Annotated in this window: 13 protein-coding genes; 5 read left to right on the top strand and 8 right to left on the bottom strand. The window is 69.0% G+C overall.

Annotated features, from left to right (window positions below):
* The first annotated feature begins 51 nt into the window (after positions 1–51).
* On the top strand, positions 52–879 hold the full coding sequence (locus tag ACHWVH_RS19350; RefSeq protein ID WP_026144017.1) for an inositol monophosphatase family protein: 828 nt from the start codon (positions 52–54) through the stop codon (positions 877–879).
* A gap of 482 nt (positions 880–1,361) precedes the next feature.
* A complete protein-coding gene (locus ACHWVH_RS19345) occupies positions 1,362–3,509 on the top strand; it encodes a methyl-accepting chemotaxis protein (RefSeq protein WP_267102940.1) in 2,148 nt (715 codons plus the stop codon).
* 237 nt (positions 3,510–3,746) lie between these two features.
* Here the strand turns inward: ACHWVH_RS19345 and secF are convergent, their stop codons facing one another.
* The 6 genes from secF to ACHWVH_RS19315 all read right to left on the bottom strand — a co-directional run bounded on the left by secF (position 3,747) and on the right by ACHWVH_RS19315 (position 12,464).
* On the bottom strand, positions 3,747–4,712 hold the full coding sequence (secF, locus tag ACHWVH_RS19340; protein ID WP_017910687.1) for a protein translocase subunit SecF: 966 nt from the start codon (positions 4,710–4,712) through the stop codon (positions 3,747–3,749).
* Positions 4,713–4,785: 73 nt separating this feature from the next.
* Positions 4,786–6,630: a protein translocase subunit SecD gene (secD, locus tag ACHWVH_RS19335; protein ID WP_017910688.1), complete on the bottom strand. Its 1,845-nt coding sequence runs from the start codon at positions 6,628–6,630 to the stop codon at positions 4,786–4,788.
* Positions 6,631–6,686: 56 nt separating this feature from the next.
* The gene (yajC, locus tag ACHWVH_RS19330; RefSeq protein WP_017910689.1) at positions 6,687–7,031 is read right to left on the bottom strand and encodes a preprotein translocase subunit YajC; all 345 of its coding nucleotides are present in this window, start codon (positions 7,029–7,031) and stop codon (positions 6,687–6,689) included.
* 379 nt (positions 7,032–7,410) lie between these two features.
* Positions 7,411–8,556: a tRNA guanosine(34) transglycosylase Tgt gene (tgt, locus tag ACHWVH_RS19325; protein WP_267109767.1), complete on the bottom strand. Its 1,146-nt coding sequence runs from the start codon at positions 8,554–8,556 to the stop codon at positions 7,411–7,413.
* Between the two features lie 234 nt (positions 8,557–8,790).
* Entirely contained in the window at positions 8,791–10,620 is a 1,830-nt protein-coding gene (locus ACHWVH_RS19320) for an ABC transporter ATP-binding protein (protein ID WP_043095646.1), read from the bottom strand.
* Positions 10,621–10,847: 227 nt separating this feature from the next.
* Entirely contained in the window at positions 10,848–12,464 is a 1,617-nt protein-coding gene (locus ACHWVH_RS19315) for a serine hydrolase (protein ID WP_394687785.1), read from the bottom strand.
* Positions 12,465–12,833: 369 nt separating this feature from the next.
* Here ACHWVH_RS19315 and ACHWVH_RS19310 point away from each other — a divergent pair, with 369 nt between their 5' ends.
* The 3 genes from ACHWVH_RS19310 to ACHWVH_RS19300 all read left to right on the top strand — a co-directional run bounded on the left by ACHWVH_RS19310 (position 12,834) and on the right by ACHWVH_RS19300 (position 15,849).
* Entirely contained in the window at positions 12,834–13,673 is an 840-nt protein-coding gene (locus ACHWVH_RS19310; RefSeq protein ID WP_267093886.1) for a DUF72 domain-containing protein, read from the top strand.
* Positions 13,674–13,874: 201 nt separating this feature from the next.
* Positions 13,875–14,849 (top strand): 2-keto-3-deoxygluconate permease, encoded by a 975-nt coding sequence (locus tag ACHWVH_RS19305; RefSeq protein ID WP_267084750.1) that lies wholly within the window; start codon positions 13,875–13,877, stop codon positions 14,847–14,849.
* A gap of 52 nt (positions 14,850–14,901) precedes the next feature.
* Positions 14,902–15,849 carry a DMT family transporter gene (locus ACHWVH_RS19300; protein WP_148829689.1) on the top strand — a complete coding sequence of 316 codons (948 nt, stop codon included), beginning with the start codon at positions 14,902–14,904 and terminating at the stop codon, positions 15,847–15,849.
* A 271-nt stretch (positions 15,850–16,120) separates the two neighbouring features.
* On the opposite strand, the gene ACHWVH_RS19295 is transcribed toward ACHWVH_RS19300, so the two are convergent.
* Positions 16,121–17,188, bottom strand: coding sequence for a diguanylate cyclase (locus tag ACHWVH_RS19295; protein ID WP_394687784.1), 1,068 nt, complete (start codon positions 17,186–17,188; stop codon positions 16,121–16,123).
* A 133-nt stretch (positions 17,189–17,321) separates the two neighbouring features.
* On the bottom strand, positions 17,322–18,041 hold the full coding sequence (locus ACHWVH_RS19290; RefSeq protein ID WP_010343505.1) for a pseudouridine synthase: 720 nt from the start codon (positions 18,039–18,041) through the stop codon (positions 17,322–17,324).
* Positions 18,042–18,108 lie beyond the last annotated feature (67 nt).

Here is an 18,108-nt window from a genome sequence, read left to right as displayed (position 1 = left end):
CTGCTCTTTTCCTCCTCCAGACCCCCCTCCGCCTTCTCGGGAGCGCTTGCCATGCAAAAACCCGCCGTCACCGTCATGGTCAAGGCCGCCCGCCTCGCCGGCAACGTGCTGTTGCGCCACATCAACCGCCTGGAAGCACTGAACGTGGTGCAGAAGGACCGCATGGACTACGCCAGCGAAGTCGATGCCGATGCGGAAAAGGTGATCGTCAAGGAGTTGCGCCGCGCCTACCCCGACTACGGCGTGATGGGCGAGGAAAGCGGCGTGCAGGGCGGCGGCCGCTACATGTGGGTGATCGACCCGCTCGACGGCACCAGCAACTACCTGCGCGGCTTCCCGCACTACTGCGTGTCGATCGCCCTGGTCGAGAACGGCGAGCCGGTCGACGCGGTGATCTTCGACCCGCTCCGCAACGAACTGTTCACCGCCAGCCGCGGCAACGGCGCCGTGCTCAACGACCGCCGCATCCGTGTCAGCGAGCGCAAAGAACTCAACGGCGCCATGGTCCACACCGGCTTCGCGCCGCGCGAGCGCAAGCGCACCAGCCCCCAGCTCAAGTGCGTGGATGCACTGCTGGTGCAGGCCGAGGACATCCGTCGCACCGGTTCGGCAGCACTGGATCTGGCCTATGTGGCCTGCGGCCGCAGCGACGCCTACTTCGAAGCCGGCGTGAAGGCCTGGGACATCGCCGCCGGCGTGCTGCTGGTGCGCGAGGCCGGTGGCCGCGTCACCGATTTCAAGGGCGGCACCCTCGGCCGCATCGACGACCGCGGCCCACAGCAGTTCCAGGTGGTCGCCGGCAACCTCAAGGTCGGCGACGCGCTGCAGAAGCTGATCGTCAATACCGGCTTCGCCGGGGAGTTCGACGCGAAGTTCTGAGCGAGGCGACCGGCGCTACGCCGGCGCAGCGACACCGCAACAACAGAAAAGCCGCGCACTCGCGCGGCTTTTTTTATGTCCGTCATCCGCCGATCGGACCGGCGCACGACCTCCGCACAGGTCCTTTCGCAGCATCCGCCTGGCCTCGCGCAGACCAGCCGCCATCCAGGAAATCCCGTCGAACGCAGAACGCACGGGCCGTTTTTCCGTCACACCGCACTCACGCATTGGACGCTGCGCGCTTCACTCCTGCTTGATCGGCGCTTGCGTAGAAAACGGCACACGACGCGCTACGTGCAGGCAAAACGGCATGTGCGATGCGCCCGACGCAATCGGCGAACGCAGCCCTAAAGATCCACGGAACGCGGCCGATACCGATGCGGGTCTTTGCCCGAACTTCCCCGCTGATCCGTGCCTGCATTGCCGTCCCTGCGGCAATGGAGCCGATAGCGCCGCTCTCTCGCATCTTCCGGAGATCTCGCGTGTCCTTCCATCATCTCACCGTCACCAAGCGCCTGGCAATCGGCTTCTGCGGCGTGATCGCCATGTTGTTGCTGGTCGGCATCACCAGCCTGATCGGCTTCCGCAAGTTCACCAGCGCGGCAGCGCTGGACGCGCACACCTACAAGGTCATCACCCTCGGCGACCGCATGCTGGTGAGCCTGCTCAACATCGAGAGCGGCGCGCGCGGCTTCGCCCTGACCCGCGATCCGTCCTACCTGGCGCCACTCGAACTCGGCGAACGCGAGTTCAGCGCACAGTGGCAGGAGTCCAAGGAACTGACCGCGGACAACGCGGCGCAGCAGGCGCGCCTGCAGACCCTGATGCAGGACTACACGCAGTTCATGACGACCAAGCGCAAGGCGGTGGAGCACATGCGCACCACCGCGGCCGACAGCGACGACGCCCAGCTGGACGCGTTCCGGAGCGTCGGCAAGCAGCAGATGGACGGGTTGCGCGACACGATCGGTCAGTACGAGAACGCCGAGCGCGCCCTGCTGCAGGTGCGCAAGGCCGAGAGCGAGGCGCGCGCGCAGTCGGGCGAATGGACCAGCCTCGGCGGCATGCTGATCGGTATCGTCGCCGCCATCCTGCTCGGCCTGCTGGTCCGCAACAGCCTGATGCGCCAGCTCGGCGGCGAGCCCGCCTACGCAGCCGACGTGGTGCGCCGCATCGCCAGCGGCGACCTGTCGCAGGACGTGCGCCTGCGCACCCAGGCGCCGTCGCTGCTCAACGACATGCGGCAGATGCAGGAGGAACTGCGCACGGTGATCCAGGCGCAGACCGAGATGGCCAAGCAGCATGACGCCGGCCGGATCAGCTTCCGCATGGACGAGACACGCTTCCCGGGCGACTACGGGCGCATGGTCCGCGACACCAATGCCCTGGTGCACAGCCATATCTCGGTCAAGCAGCAGCTGATCGCGCTGATGGGCGAGTATGCCGAAGGCGATCTGAGCCGCGACCTGGAGCAGTTCCCGGGCGAGAAGGCGATCCTGACCGAGACCATGGCCAAGGTGAAGCGCAATCTCGGCGCGATCAACGACGAGATCGACCTGCTGGTGCGCGCCGCCGCGCAGGGCGACTTCTCCCGCCGCGGCAATGATCAGCGTTTCCGTCACGCCTTCCGCGGCATGGTCGCCAACCTCAACACGATGATGACGGGCACCGAGACCAATCTGGCGGCGCTGTCGCAGCTGTTGCGCGCGATCGCCGCCGGCGACCTGACCCAGACCATGCAGGGCGAGTTCCACGGCGTGTTCGCGCGGATGCGCGACGACGCCAACGCCACCGTCGCGCAACTGACCGACATGGTCGGCCGCATCCAGCAGGCCGCGGCCAGCATCGACACCGCCGCGGGCGAGATCGCCAGCGGCAACGACGACCTGTCGCGCCGCACCGAGCAGCAGGCCGCCAGCCTGGAGGAAACCGCCGCATCGATGGAGGAACTGACCGCCACGGTGAAGCAGAACGCCGAGCATGCGCGCCAGGCCAACCAGCTGGCCGCCGGCGCGGCCTCCGTGGCCTCGCAGGGCGGCACGGTGGTCGGACAGGTCGTCACCACCATGGACGGCATCGAGGCGGCCTCGAAGAAGATCGCCGACATCATCGGCGTGATCGACGGCATCGCCTTCCAGACCAATATCCTGGCACTCAATGCCGCGGTGGAAGCGGCACGCGCCGGCGAGCAGGGCCGCGGTTTCGCCGTGGTCGCCAGCGAGGTCCGCACCCTCGCCCAGCGCTCGGCCAGCGCGGCCAAGGAGATCAAGACGCTGATCGACGACTCGGTCGAGCGCGTGAACGCAGGTTCGGCGCTGGTCGCCCAGGCCGGCACGACGATGCAGGACATCGTGGCCTCGGTGCAGCGCGTGACCGACATCATGGGCGAGATCGCCGCCGCCTCGCAGGAGCAGTCGGCCGGCATCGAGCAGGTCAACCACACCGTCACCCAGATGGACGAGACCACCCAACAGAACGCCGCCCTGGTCGAGGAAGCCACTGCCGCGGCACGCGCGATGGAGCAGCAGGCCGGCGACCTGGTGGAGATCGTCGGCCAGTTCCAGGTGCGCAGCGAGACCTATCCGATGGTGGCGCAACTGGTGGCCCGCGCCACCGCCAACGCGACGTAGCGCGGACGCCCTGCGCGGCAGGCACGCCACGGAGGGGATGGGACCGTCATTGACGGTCCCATCCCACGCACGGCAACCCGGCCGACGTCGCGCTGCACCCACCCGACGCCCCCAGCGTCCGCACAAAGAAAAAGCCGCGCATCCGCGCGGCTTTTTCGTTCGCAGGAGGGAGTGCTTCAGGCCCAGGACGTCACGCTTTCACGAATCTCCAAACCCGGATCCCCACTCCCGGCCCCATCAGGGCCTGCGCGCCAGCGCCTCGACGTCCTTCGACTTCGGCAGCAGGTCCTGCTTGGTGACCTGGAACGGCCCGATCGACAGCAGCGGCACCGCCACGATCACCGAGGACACCACCACCACCACCGCACCGATCATGTGGGTCAGCGCCAGGCCTTCCATCGACTCGCCGCCGTACAGGTACAGCGCAAGCGCCGACAGGAAGAACATCACCGCGGTGATCACCGTACGCGACAAGGTCTGGTTGATCGAGCGGTTCAGCACCTCGATCGGCTCCACGCGCAGGCTGCGGAAGTTCTCGCGCACGCGGTCGAACACCACGATGATGTCGTTGATCGCAAAGCCCATCACCGACAGCAGGCCGGCCAGCACGGTCAGGTCGAACTCACGGCCGGTGACCGACACGTAGGCCACCGTCACCAACAGGTCGAACAGCGCGGTCAGGCTGGCCACCACCGCGAACTTCCACTCGAAGCGGAAGGCGATGTAGATCAGGAAGCCGACCAGCATGAACACCGTGGCGTAGACGCCGTTCAAGGCCAGGTCCTTGCCGACCTGCGGGCCGACGAACTCGCCCGGCTTGACCGTGGCCGGGTTCTGCGGCGTGCTCACCGCCTTGCGCACCTGCTCGGCGAGGTTCTTGGTGATGTCCTCGTTGTTGTGCTCGCCCTGCGGCTGCAGGCGGATCACCACCTCGTTGCCGCTGCCGACGTTCTGCACCTGCGCATTCTCGAAGCCGGCCTTGGCCAGCTGTTCGCGCACCTGGTCCACGTCGACCGGCTTCTGGAAACTGGTCTGCACCAGCGCGCCGCCGGTGAACTCCAGCGCGTAGTTGAAGCCCTTGGCGAAGATCACCGCGAACGAGGCCAGCGCCAGCACCAGCATCAGCACCAGGGTCGGGTGCCGCCAGCGCATGAAGTCGATCTTGGTGTCGTTGGGGATCAGGTGAAGCGGGAAAATTTTCATTGGAGACCGCTCTGCGTTTTTTTGGACCCCGCGCCTGTCGGCGCGGGGACGTGCGGAAGGTGGCGTGCGTGGCTCAGATGGCCACGGACTTGATCTTCTTGCGACGGCCGTAGATCAGCACCGCCAGCGCGCGCGACACGGTGATCGCGGTGAACATCGAGGCGAAGATGCCGATGATCATGGTCAGCGCGAAGCCCTTCAGCGGGCCGGTACCGAACGCGTACAGCGCCACGCCGACGATCAGGCCGGTGAGGTTGGCGTCGAGGATGGTGCCGCCGGCCTTCTCGTAACCGGCCGCGATCGCCGACTTGGGCGGTACGCCCAGCCGCAGTTCTTCGCGGATACGCTCGTTGATCAGCACGTTGGCGTCCACCGACAGGCCCACCGACAGCGCCAGACCGGCGAAGCCCGGCAGGGTCATGGTGGCGCCGAACAGCGACATCACCGAGACCACGATCAGCAGGTTCATCAGCAGCGCGACCGAGGTGATCAGGCCGAACATGCGGTAGTACACGCTGAAGAACACCAGGGTGAACAGGAACGCGTAGACCACCGCGGTGATGCCGCGCTCGACGTTCTCCGCGCCCAGGCTCGGGCCGATCACGTATTCCTCGACGAAGTCCATCGGCGCGGCCAGCGAACCGGCACGCAGCAGCTTGGCCAGGTTCTCGGCCTCGGTCTTCTCCAGGCCGGTGGTCTGGAAGTTCTTGCCGAACACGCCGGCGATCCGGGTCGGCGCCAGCGCCTCCTCGTTGACGCGCACGCTGCGCACTTCCTTGCCGTCGACCATGGTCACGGTGGGGATGCGCTCGATGTAGACCACCGACATCAGCTTGCCGGTATTGGCGCTGGTGTAGTCGAACATGCGCTGGCCGGCGGCGTTGTTGAGCGTGACCGCCACGGCCGGCATGCCGTTCTGGTCGGTGCTGACGGTGGCGTTGACCATCTGGTCGCCGGACACCAGCACGCGCTTGCTCAGCAGCACCGGGGCGCCGCTGTCGCGCAGGCGGTAGACCTTGGCGTCGGGCGGGATGTTGCCGCTGCGCACCGCGTCCTCGGCGTTGCCGTCGACCACGCCGCGGAATTCCAGCGTGGCGGTGGCGCCGATCATGCGCTTGGCCTCGGCGGTGTCCTGCACGCCCGGCAGCTCGACCACGATGCGGTCGTCGCCCTGGCGCTGGATGATCGGCTCGGCCACGCCCAGCTGGTTGACGCGGTTACGCAGCGTGGTGAGGTTCTGCTCGATGGCGCCAGCGGCGATCTGCTTCAGCTCGGCCTCGGGCACGGTCACGGCGATGGTCTGCCCGGACACGGCGTAGCTCAGGGTCGGCTGCGCCTTGGCGATGGCCGCGCGCGCGGCGCTGGCATCGACGCCCTCGCCCAGGCTGACCTGGATGCTGTTGTCGGGACGGCGCTCGACCGAGCGGTAGGCCAGACGGCTGTCGCGCAAGGTGGTGCGGATGTCCTCGGCGAAGGCGTCCAGGCGCTTTTCCAGCGCCGCCTTCTGGTCGACCTGCAGGGCGAAGTGCACGCCGCCGACCAGGTCAAGACCCAGCACCATCGGCTTGCCGCCCAGGCGCGACAGCCAGTCCGGCACGGTCGAGGCCAGGTTCAGCGCCACCGTGTAGTTCTCGCCCACCTGCTGGCGCAGCACGTCGTTGGCACGGGTCTGCGCCTGCAGGTTCGGCAGGCGCACCATCAGGCTGTCGCCTTCCTTGTCGACCAGCTTCGGGGTGATCCCGGCCGTCTTCAGGTCGGCGAGGACCCGCTCGCGCAGGGCGTCGTCGATCTTGCCGCCGCGGCTGGCGGTGATCTGGACCGACGGATCCTTCTGGTACACGTTGGGCAGCGCGTACAACGCGCTCAACGCCAGCACGATCAGGATGAGGACATACTTCCAGCGCGGAAACTCGAGCATTGCGGGACCCCGCACGACGCCACGCCGGCGTCGCGCCTAGCAGTAGGAGAAATGGATCAGGCGGACTTCAGCGTGCCCTTCGGCAGGACATTGCCGACGGCGCCCTTCTGCACGCGGATGCGCACGTTGTCGGCCACTTCGATGGTGATGAAGTTGTCGCCGATGTCGGTGACCACGCCGGCCACGCCGCCGGAGGTGATGACCTCGTCGCCGCGGCCGAGCTTGTCCAGCATCGACTTGTGTTCCTTCTGGCGCTTCATCTGCGGCCGGATCATCACGAAATACATCACCGCGATCAGGATGATGGGCAGCAGGAACATCTGCAGGCCACCACCGGCCGGGGCGGCGCCGCCAGCGGTCTGCGCCTGGGCGACGGGAATCAGGAAATCGAGCGGATTCATCGGGTACGTCCTATGGTTTGGGCAGCCCGACGCCCTGGGGCACGGACCGCTGGTTTGCCTTGCGGCAGCAAGCAGCCGCCGATTATGCCACGATCTTCCTTCACCCTCCGGAACCGCTGCCCTGCCCTTGCGGCACAGGAACGGCGCCATGCGCAGCGGGAAGGCAGGCCGGCACCGACGGGCGATGGCGATCTGGCGTACGGGGTCCTTGCGGTTGGATCCGGGAGAGGAACAGGGTTCGGCGGTGGCCGGACCCTCGGCTCAACCCCTCCCAAACGGCACGAGGCTTCGCCCGGACCCTCACCCCCGACCCCTCCCGAACAACACGAGGCTGCGCCCGGACCCTCACCCCAACCCCTCTCCCGACGGGAGAGGGGCTTTATCCTTGCTCCGTCGGGAGTGGCGTCGCTTCGACCCCGCGCGCCGCATAGAAGGACCGCCGGAACTGGGCAAAGGTTCCCGCGGCGATCGCCGCGCGCATGTCGGCCATCAGCTTCTGGTAGTACCAGAGGTTGTGCAGGGTGCCCAGCATGGGCGCCAGCATCTCGTTGCAGCGGTCCAGGTGGCGCAGGTAGGCGCGGGTGTAGCCGCTGCTGCAGGCATGGCAGCCGCAGCCCGGCTCGATCGGATCGAGGTCGCGCTCGTACTTGGCGTTGCGGATGCGCACCGTGCCGAAGGAGGTGAAATAGTGGCCGTTGCGCGCGTTGCGGGTCGGCATCACGCAGTCGAACATGTCCACGCCGCGGGCCACCCCCTCGACCAGGTCCTCCGGGCGTCCCACGCCCATCAGGTAGCGCGGGCGGTCGCCCGGCAGGCGCGGATGCAGGTGCTCGAGCATGGCATTGCGCTCGTGCTCCGGCTCGCCCACCGCCAGGCCGCCGATCGCGTAGCCGTCGAAGCCGATCGCCTGCAGGCCCTCGATCGAGCGGCTGCGCAGGTCCGCATGCACGCCTCCCTGGACGATGCCGAACAGCGCCGCATCGTTGCCCAGCGCGTCGTGCGCGTCGCGCGAGCGCTGCGCCCAGCGCAGGCTCAGTTCCATCGAGCGCCGCGCCACGTCCTCGGTGGCCGGGTACGGGGTGCACTCGTCGAAGATCATCACGATGTCCGAATCGAGCACCCGCTGGATCTTCATGCTCTCCTCCGGCCCCAGGAACACCTTGGCGCCGTCGGTCGGCGAGGCGAAGGTGACGCCCTGCTCGCTGATCTTGCGTCGGTGCGCCAGCGAGAACACCTGGAAGCCGCCGGAATCGGTCAGGATCGGCCCGTCCCAGCGGGCGAAGCCGTGCAGGCCGCCGTGATCGCCAATCACGTCCAGGCCCGGGCGCAGGTACAGGTGGAAGGTGTTGCCGAGGATGATCTGCGCGCCCAGCGCCTTGATCTGCTCGGGCAGCACACCCTTGACCGAGCCGTAGGTGCCCACCGGCATGAACGCGGGGGTCTCGACCGTCCCGCGCGGGAAGGTCAGGCGGCCGCGGCGCGCGGCGCCGTCGGTGGTGTGGAGCTGGAACTGCAATCGGGACATGGTCTGGCGAATCTCGGTAAGCCGGGCATTGTCGCATTGCCGGGCCGTTGGCGCCGAACCGCCTGGCGGTGCGCCGCCCAGGGAACACCACGGTCGGCTGGTCGGATGCGCGTCGGGCATGCACGCGCGGGCCCCGCCCAGGACCATGCCGCGGCGCGTACCCGGCGCCGCCCCGCCCTGGCGGCACGACACCGATGTCGCGCCGTCGCCGGCCATCCTGGATGGCGAGCCGCGTCAGTCCGCCGCGACGAAGCCGCCGGTCTGGCGCGCCCACAGCCGCGCGTACAGCCCGCCGCGGGCAACGAGTTCTGCATGGCTGCCGGTCTCGACGATGGCGCCGCGGTCCATCACCACCAGGCGGTCCATCCGCGCGATGGTGGAGAGCCGGTGGGCGATCGCGATCACCGTCTTGCCGGCCATCAGTTCGTCCAGGCTGTCCTGGATCGCCGCCTCCACTTCCGAATCCAGCGCCGAGGTGGCCTCGTCCAGGATCAGGATCGGCGCGTCCTTGAGCAGCACGCGGGCGATGGCGATGCGCTGGCGCTGGCCGCCGGACAGCTTGACCCCGCGCTCGCCGACCTGCGCGTCGTAGCCGCGCTGGCCCTCGCCGTCCTGCAACTGCTCGATGAACTCGTCGGCGCGCGCCTTGGCCACCGCCGCGCGCAGCTGCGCCTCGCTGGCGTCGGGGCGGCCGTACAGCAGGTTGTCGCGGATCGAGCGGTGCAGCAGCGAGGTGTCCTGGGTGACCAGGCCGATCTGCTGGCGCAGGCTCTCCTGGGTGACGCCGGCGATGTCCTGGCCGTCGATCAGGATGCGGCCCTGCTCCAGGTCGTACAGCCGCAGCAGCACGTTGACCAGGGTCGACTTGCCGGCGCCGGACGGCCCGACCAGGCCGATCTTCTCGCCCGCGCGCACCTGCAGGTCGAGCCCGGCGATGACCCCGCCGCGCTTGCCGTAGTGGAAGTGGATGTGCTCGAAGCGGACCTCGCCGCGCTCCACGCGCAGCGGCACCGCGTCGGCGCGATCCTGCACCTGTGCCGGCTGCGCGATGGTCTCCATGCCGTCCTGCACCGCACCGATGTCCTCGAAGATGCCGTTGACCGTCCACATGATCCAGCCGGACATGTTGTGGATGCGGATCACCAGGCCGGTGGCCAGGGTAATCGCGCCCACGCTGATCTGTCCGCGGCTCCACAGCCACAGCGCCAGCCCGCAGGTCACCGCGATCAGGAAGCCGTTGATGATGGCGATGGCGCTGTCCATCGCGGTGGTCATGCGGGTCTGCCCGCGGTGCTTGACCGCCAGCTCGTCGATCGCCTCGCGTACGTAAGCCTGCTCGCGCCCGGCATGCGAGAACAGCTTGAGCGTGGCGATGTTGGTGTAGCCGTCGACGATGCGGCCCATCGCCTTGGAGCGCGCGTCCGAGGCGATCCAGGCCCGCTGTTTCATCCGCGGCACGAAGTAGACCATCAGCGCCACGTAGGCCAGCACCCACACCAGCAGCGGCGCCATCAGCCAGGGATCGGCCTGCGCGAACAAGTACAGCGCGCTGCCGGTGTAGACCACGATGTACCAGAGCGCATCGACCATCTGCACCGCCGACTCGCGCAGCGAGGTGCCGGTCTGCATGACCCGGTTGGCGATGCGCCCGGCGAAGTCGTTCTGGAAGAAGCCCAGGCTCTGCCGCACCACGTAGTTGTGCATCAGCCAGCGCGCGCGGTTGCTCAGGCCGGGCACGATGGCCTGGTTCACCAGCAGGTTGTGCAGGGCCACGAACAGCGGCCGCGCCAGCAGCACGATGAAGGCCATCCACAGCAGTTCGCCCGCGTGGCGCTGGAAGAAGTCCGGCCCCGGCTGCTCGGCGACCATGTCGACGATGCGGCCGAGGAAGTCGAACATCGCCACTTCCACCAGCGCCAGCGCAAGACCGGCCAGCAGCGTGGCCAGCAAGAGCGGCCACAGCGGACGCAGGTAATGCAGATAGAAGCGCACCACCCCGCGCGGCGGCATCTGCGTCTCGATCTTCGGGAAGACCTCGATCAGGGACTCGAACCAGCGGAACATCGCCACGTCACGCCTAAAAAGGGGCGTCAGGGTAGCGTATTCGGCGTCACGCTTCGTGACGCTGGGAATGGGGAGTGGAGAATGGGGAATCGCAAAAGCGGCTGCGCGTGCGCATCGCTTTCCCTCGTAGGAGCGGCTTCAGCCGCGACGGGGCTTTACCGGGGAACGCACGTCGCGGCTGAAGCCGCTCCTACCATTCCCTATTCCCCATTCCCGATTCCCAGCAGTCACTCCGCCGGCGTCAGCACCAGATCCTGGAAATCGAAACTGAAATCGGTCAGCGGCGAGATCGCCTGCATGCGCGCCTCGCGTACCTTGCCGTCGGGCGTGAGCGCGAAATTGATGAAGGCATCGGCGTTGAGCGAGCGGTCGCGCCAGCGCACGATGAAGGTGTCGTGCTGCCAGTGCTCCAGGGTGCCGACCAGCTGCGCGGTCTTGCTGAACTGCAGTTCCAGGCGCTTGCCCTGCTGGCGTACCACCACATCGCCGTACCACGGGTCGCGGTAGGTGCCGGCGTAGCCGGACAGCGGCAGCGACGGGGTGGACTTGGCGTCGCGCGCCGCGACGTGCTTGGCCCAGTCCTCGTCGGCATTGGCGTCGGCCTTGGCCACGGCCTTGGCGTAGGCGGCGGTCCAGTCCGTCGCCGGCGCGCCCAGGTAGGCGTCCAGCACGCGCAGGGTGATCGCGTTGAAGGCGGCGCCGACTTCCTGGTTGGTCAGCACGATCACGCCCAGCTTGCGCTCCGGCACCAGGGTCAACCGCGAGACCATGCCCGGCCAGCCGCCGGTGTGCCAGACCAGCTTGGCGCCGCGGTAGTCGCTCAGGCTCCAGCCCTCGCCGTAACCGGCGAAATTGGGCCTGGCCGGCAGCAGTTCCGGCACGCTCGGCTCGGAGATCGCGATCGGCGTGATCATCTGCCACATCTCCTGCTGGCGCTGCGCACTGAACAACTGCCGCGCCTGGCCATCGGCCGCCGGCAGGCGCCCGCTGTCGAGCTGCGCCTGCATCCACTTGGCCATGTCGTGCACGTTGGCGTAGATGCCGCCGGCACCGGAATTGTTGGACCAGGTCAGCGGCGCCACCGTGCGCAGCTCGCGGAAGTCGAACTTGGCGTGGCCGACCGCGGCCTCGTCGCCGGGCTGCAGGTGGTCGCTGTTGATGCGCGCGCCGGTCATGCCCACCGGCACGAAGATGCGCTGGCGCACGAACTCGGCGTAGCTCTGCCCGGACACCTGCTCGATCAGCTTCTGCGCCACCGCGTACAGGATGTTGTCGTAGGCGTAGCGGTCGCGGAAACCGCCCTTCAGCGGCACATGCGCCAGGCGCCGCACCACCTCTTCGTTGCTGTAACTGGTGGCCGGCCAGAACAGCAGGTCGCCCGCCCCCAGACTCAGGCCGCTGCGATGGCTGAGCAGGTCGCGCACGCGCATTTCGCGGGTGACGTAGGCGTCGGACATCTGGAACCACGGCAGGTGGTCCACCACCCGGTCCTCGAGCTTGAGCTTGCCTTCGTCGGCCAGGATCGACAGCGCGGCGGAGGTGAAGGCCTTGGTATTGGAGGCGATGGCGAACAGGGTCTGCGCGTCCACCGGTTCCGGCTTGCCGAGTTCGCGCACGCCGTAGCCGCGCTCCAGCACCACCTGCCCGTCCTTGACGATGGCGATGGCGATGCCGGGCACCTCGAACTGCTTGCGCACGCGCTCCACCTGCGCGTCCAGATCCTGCAGCCCGGGCGGCAATGCGGCCGGGGCCGGTGCGGGGGCCGCGGCGGGGACAGGCGTCTGCGCCTGCACGGTGGCGCTCATCGCCAGCAACAGGCCGCAGCCCATCGAGATGCTCTTCAACTGCGTCGCTCCTGAAGAAGGGAAACCAAGGCCGCACACTGGCGCGCGCGTCCCGGCGAGTGTAGAGCCTGCCGGGCCGTTTGCGGCGACGCCACGGCGGGCGGCGGCACCGCGCGGGGCTTGATGTCTTACAGGTGGGCGCTGACACCGCCGCCGACGTCCACCTCGCGAGCGGCGGCCAGTGCGGTTCCGCAACATCTCCCGTCCCCAGGCATATGCCTGCACGCGATCACGCAGGCCTCGACCTGCCGCACAGGCGGCGGCCGCGCAGCACCGAGCGACCCCGCAAGGTGGCCGGCTCCCACGACCACACCCCGCAACGCCACGCTGCGGCACAATCGCTCCCCGCCTGCCGCCGGACACGCCCGCATGAACGACCTCTTCGACTCCGCCCCGGCCGCGCCGGACGGCATCCGTATCGGCATCGGCGGCTGGACCTACGCACCATGGCGCGGCGGCATGTTCTATCCGCAGGGCCTGGTGCAGCGCCGCGAGCTGGAATACGCCAGCCGCCACGTCACCAGCATCGAGATCAACGGCACCTACTACGGGGCGCAGAAGCCGGAGACCTATGCGCGCTGGCGCGACGAGACGCCGCCGGGCTTCCTGTTCTCGGCCAAGGCGCCCAAGCGCATCACCGCATTGCGGCGGCTGGCCGGCGCCGGCACGCAGATCGAGGATTTCGTCGGCGGCATCGCCAGCCTCGGCGACCGCCTCGGCCCGCTGCTGTGGCAGTTCGAGCACGGCCACCGCCTGGACCTGGACGACCTGGCCGCGTTCCTGGACCTGCTGCCGCGCAGGACCGACGGACGCCGTCTGCGCCACGTGCTGGAAGTGCGCGATCCGGCCTGCGTCGGACCGGAACTGCTGCACCTGACGCGCCGGCACGGCGTGGCCACGGTGTTCACCGATTCGCCCGAGTTCCCCTCCTTCGCCGACCTGGGCGCCGACTTCGTCTATGCGCGGCTGATGCGCAGTCGCGCCGACCTCGCCCATGGCTACCCGCCCAAGGAACTGCAGGCCTGGGCCGCGCACGCGCAAGCCTGGCGCCGCGGCGAGGATCCGCAGGCGCTGCCGCACGCCGATACGGCCGTGGCCAAGACCACGCCGCGCGAGGTCTTCGTCTACTTCATCAGCGCCGCCAAGGAGCGTAATCCCGCCGCGGCGATGGCCCTGCTGAAGATGCTGGGGTCCGCCGCACAGGCGTGACGCGCTCGACCACGCGTACGCGACGCCCGGCACGGCGCAAGCGCGACCGTCGCCGCCGCGGTCGCAAGACGGCTGAACCGGACCCCGAGCGCGCGCACGCGGCGACACCTGGCGGTCGCCGCGCTGGGGTACAACACCGCCCGTCCGGCGCCGTCGCCGGGCCGCGGCCGCGGGCCGCGCCTGCACACGCGGAGTCCCTCGATGCGGATCAAGCACACGCTCGAACGTCTTCCCGGCGGCATGATGCTGGCGCCGCTGCTGCTCGGCGCGCTCTGCCACACCGTGTGGCCGCAGGCCGGCGCCTGGTTCGGCTCCTTCACCGAAGGCCTGATCGGCGGGCTGGTGCCGATCCTGGCGGTGTGGTGCTTCTGCCTGGGCGCCTCGATCCGGCTGCGCAGCGGCGGCCGCGTGTTGCGCGCCTCCGGCGTGCTGGTGCTGACCAAGATCGCGGTGGCGTGGCTGACCGCGGTGATCGCCGCGCGACTGCTGCCGCCGGGCGGCATCGTCTCCGGCATCTGGAGCGGCATGTCGGTGCTGGCACTGGTCGCGGCGATGGACATGACCAATGCCGGCCTGTTCGCCGCGCTCATGCAGCAGTACGGCCGCCGCGGCGAGGCCGGGGCGATGGCGCTGATGTCGCTGGAATCCGGCCCGCTGGTGACCATGCTGATCCTCGGCACCGCCGGCGTCGCCAACTTCGAACCGCGGCTGCTGCTCGGCGCGGTGCTGCCGCTGCTGGCCGGTTTCGCGCTCGGCAATCTGGACCCGGCGCTGCGCGCCCTGTTCGCGCGTGCGGTACCGGCGCTGATCCCGTTCTTCGCCTTCGCCCTGGGCAATACCCTGGACCTGCGCATGGTCGCCCATGCCGGCGTGGCCGGGGTCGCGCTGGGCCTGCTGGTGATGGTGGCGACCGGGATCCCGCTGCTGCTGGCCGATCGCTGGCTGGCCGGCGGCAACGGCAGCGCCGGCCTCGCCGCCTCCAGCACCGCCGGCGCGGCGGTGGCCACGCCCGCGCTGGTGGCGGCGGTGGCGCCGCAGTTCCGGGCCACCGCGCCGGCCGCGACCGCACTGGTGGCGACCTCGGTGGTGGTGACGGCGCTGCTGGTGCCGCCGCTCACCGCCGCCTATGCGCGCAGGATGGCGCGGAACGCGTCGCCGCCGGTGCCAGACGCCTGACCCGTGTGGCGATCCGCGACCGTGGCGGCGCGCTTTGCGCGACAATACGCGGATGCCGATGCACCCCACCACCAAAGCCCAGCTGCAAATCCATTTCTGCGTCCTGCTGTGGGGAATCACCGCGATTCTCGGCAAGCTGATCACCCTGCCCGCGCTGCCGCTGGTGTGGTGGCGGATGCTGATGGTGGTGGCCGCGCTGGCGCTGCTGCCGCGGGTGTGGCGCGGACTGGCGGCGCTGACGCCGAAACTGGCGCTGGGCTATGCCATCGTCGGCGCCCTGGTCGGCCTGCACTGGCTCACGTTCTACGGCGCGATCAAGCTGGCCAACGCCTCGGTCGCAGCGACCTGCATCGCGCTGGCGCCGGTGTTCACCGCGGTGATCGAACCCTGGGTGGCGAAACGGCCGTTCCGCCCCAGCGAACTGGCCTTCGGCCTGGCGGTGCTGCCTGGCGTGGCCCTGGTGGTCGGCGGGGTACCGCACGGGATGCGCGCCGGTGTCGCCGTCGGCGCGGTGTCGGCGCTGCTGGTGGCGGCCTTCGGCTCGCTCAACAAGCGCCTGGTCGACCATGCCGATCCGCTGACCGTGACCGCGCTGGAACTGGGCGCCGGCACCCTGACCCTGACCGCGCTGGCGCCGTTGCTGCCGTTCGTGCTGCCGGCGTTGAGCGGGCCCTTGCTGGTGCTGCCCAGCCTGCACGACACCGCGCTGCTGCTGGCGCTGGCGCTGCTGTGCACGCTGCTGCCGTTCGCCCTGGCCCTGGTCGCATTGCGCCGGCTCAGCGCCTACGCGGTGCAACTGGTCACCAACCTGGAACCGGTCTACGCGATCGTGTTCGCGATCGTGCTGCTGGACGAGCAGCGCCAGCTCACCGGGCTGTTCTACCTCGGCGTGGCGGTGATCCTGGGCGCGGTGTTCCTGCATCCGCTGCTGACCCGCACGCGTCCGGTGCAGCACCCGGAGCTGCTGGCCACCTGCGAGGCGAAGAACGTGGTGGAGTGAGCACGGGGGCGCTCACTTCGGGATTGGGGATTGCGGAGTCGGGATTGGCCCGGTCCTGCGCATTTGCGGCATGACCGCAGGCCCAACGCGAAAGGCGCAGCATGCTCGGGAACTAGCCCCTCTCCCCCCGGGAGAGGGGTTGGGGTGAGGGTACGGCGCGAAAGCATCTGCGTCGTCTGCGTTCGCGAGGCGACGCGCCTACCCCTGCGGGGGAATTTTTCCCGTAGAACAAGGAGGAACCTGAGGATCGTCCCGGAATGACGTGGCGTACCTACGCCGCCAGCGACACGCAGTCGCGGCCGGCACGCTTGGCCTGGTACAGGCCCTGGTCGGCGCGCTTGAGCAGGTCCTCGGCGCTTTCGCGACCCTGCAGCGTGGCCACGCCGATGCTGGCGGTGAGCGACACGCCGAGCTGCAGCAGGCTGGTGTCCTGGCGCAGGCGCTCGCAGGCGCGCATCGCCTGCGCCGCGTCCATCCCCGGCAGCAACAGCGCGAACTCGCCGCCGCCGTAGCGCGCCACGACGCTCTCGGGCGGCAGGCGCGCGCGCAGCATGTCGGCCAGCGCCAGCAGCGCCTCATCGCCCTTGTCGTGACCATGCAGGTCGTTGACGCTCTTGAAGTAGTCCAGATCCAGGATCGCCACGCTGAGCGGCGCCGAACCCGGCTGCGCCGCCTCGGCATGGATCATCAACGCGGTGGCGAAGGCGCGGCGGTTGAGCAGGCCGGTCAGCGGATCGGTGCGCGCCTGTTCCAGCAGTTCGGCGTTGAGCGATTCCAGCGATTCCTGGTATTGCAGCAGCTGTTGCTCGTACCAGGCGCGTTCGCGCAACTGCAGCGCCAGCGCATGGCTGCTGCGGCGCAGTTCGATCAGCTGCATCACCTGCCGCGACAGCGCCTGCAGTGCCGCCAGTTGTTCCGGCTGCAGGGTGCGCGGACGGTTGTCGAGCACGCACACCGTGCCGACCGGCAGGCCCTCGCGGGTCAGCAGCGGCGCGCCAGCGTAGAAGCGCACCCCGCCCTCGGTGACCAGCGGATTGTGCTGGAAGCGCGCATCGGCGGTGGCGTCGGCGACCACCATGACCTGCTCCGGGGTCAGGATGGTGTGGCCGCAGAACGACTCGTCGCGTGCGGTGCTCAACAGGCAGACGTTGCGCTGCGCCTTCAGCCACTGGCGCTCGTCATCGACCAGCGAGATCAGCGCCGAGGGCGTGTCGCACAGCTTGGCGGCGATGCCGACCAGATCGTCGTAGGACGCTTCCGGTTCGGTGTCGAGGATCTGCAACGCGTGCAACGCCTGCAGGCGTGCGGCTTCGTTGTCGGGCTTGCGGGGCTTGATCACGGAATACCCGGCGGCGGCGATGGTTCGCGTTGCGCAGTATGGCCAAATCCGCGACGGACGCCAGCCCTGGCGGGCGCGACGCCTGTACGGTTGGGCCGCGCGGCGGCAGCCGAACGCCGACACTGCGACGTGGTTACCACTCCTGGCGCTGCGGCAGCAGGCCGCGCAGTTCCTGTTCGGTGAGATTGCGCCACTGGCCCGGCTTCAGCGCGCCGAGCTTGATGTTGTCGATGCGCACGCGGCGCAACTGGGTGACGCGGTAGTCGAACGCCGCGGCCATCAAGCGGATCTGCCGGTTGAGTCCCTGCTCCAGCACGATGCGGAAGCCGAACTTGGCGATCCGCGCGGTGCGGCACGGCAGGGTCATCTGGTCGTGCACGCGCACCCCGCGCGCCATGCCGCGCAGGAATTCGTCGGTGACCGGCTTGTTCACCGCCACCAGGTATTCCTTCTGGTGACGGTTCTCGGCGCGCAGAATCTCGTTGACGATGTCGCCGTTGCTGGTCATCAGGATCAGCCCCTCGGACTCCTTGTCCAGGCGCCCGATCGGGAAGATGCGCTGCTCGTGGCCGACGAAGTCGACGATGTTGCCCTTGACCGCGCTCTCGGTGGTGCAGGTCACCCCGACCGGCTTGTTCAGCGCGATGTAGACGTGGCGGCGCCCGCTCTTGGCCTTGGCCCGCGCGCGCAGCGGCTGCCCGTCGACCTTGACCTCGTCGCCCTCGCCCACCACCGAACCGACCCCACCCGGCTGGCCGTTGACGGTGACCCGGCGCGCGGCGATCAGCCGATCGGCCTCCCGGCGCGAGCAAAAACCGGTCTCGGCGATGTGCTTGTTGAGGCGGACGGACATGGGCTGGGAGCTGGGAATGGGGAGTTGGGAATGGGGAATGGCAACAGCGGGCTGCTGCCGGCTGGGC

Source organism: uncultured Xanthomonas sp., assembly GCF_964278005.1.
In the GTDB taxonomy this organism is placed as follows: Bacteria; Pseudomonadota; Gammaproteobacteria; order Xanthomonadales; family Xanthomonadaceae; genus Xanthomonas_A; species Xanthomonas_A sontii.
Note: the sequence above shows the minus strand (reverse complement) of the source record. Positions and strands in the feature narration are given on the sequence as shown.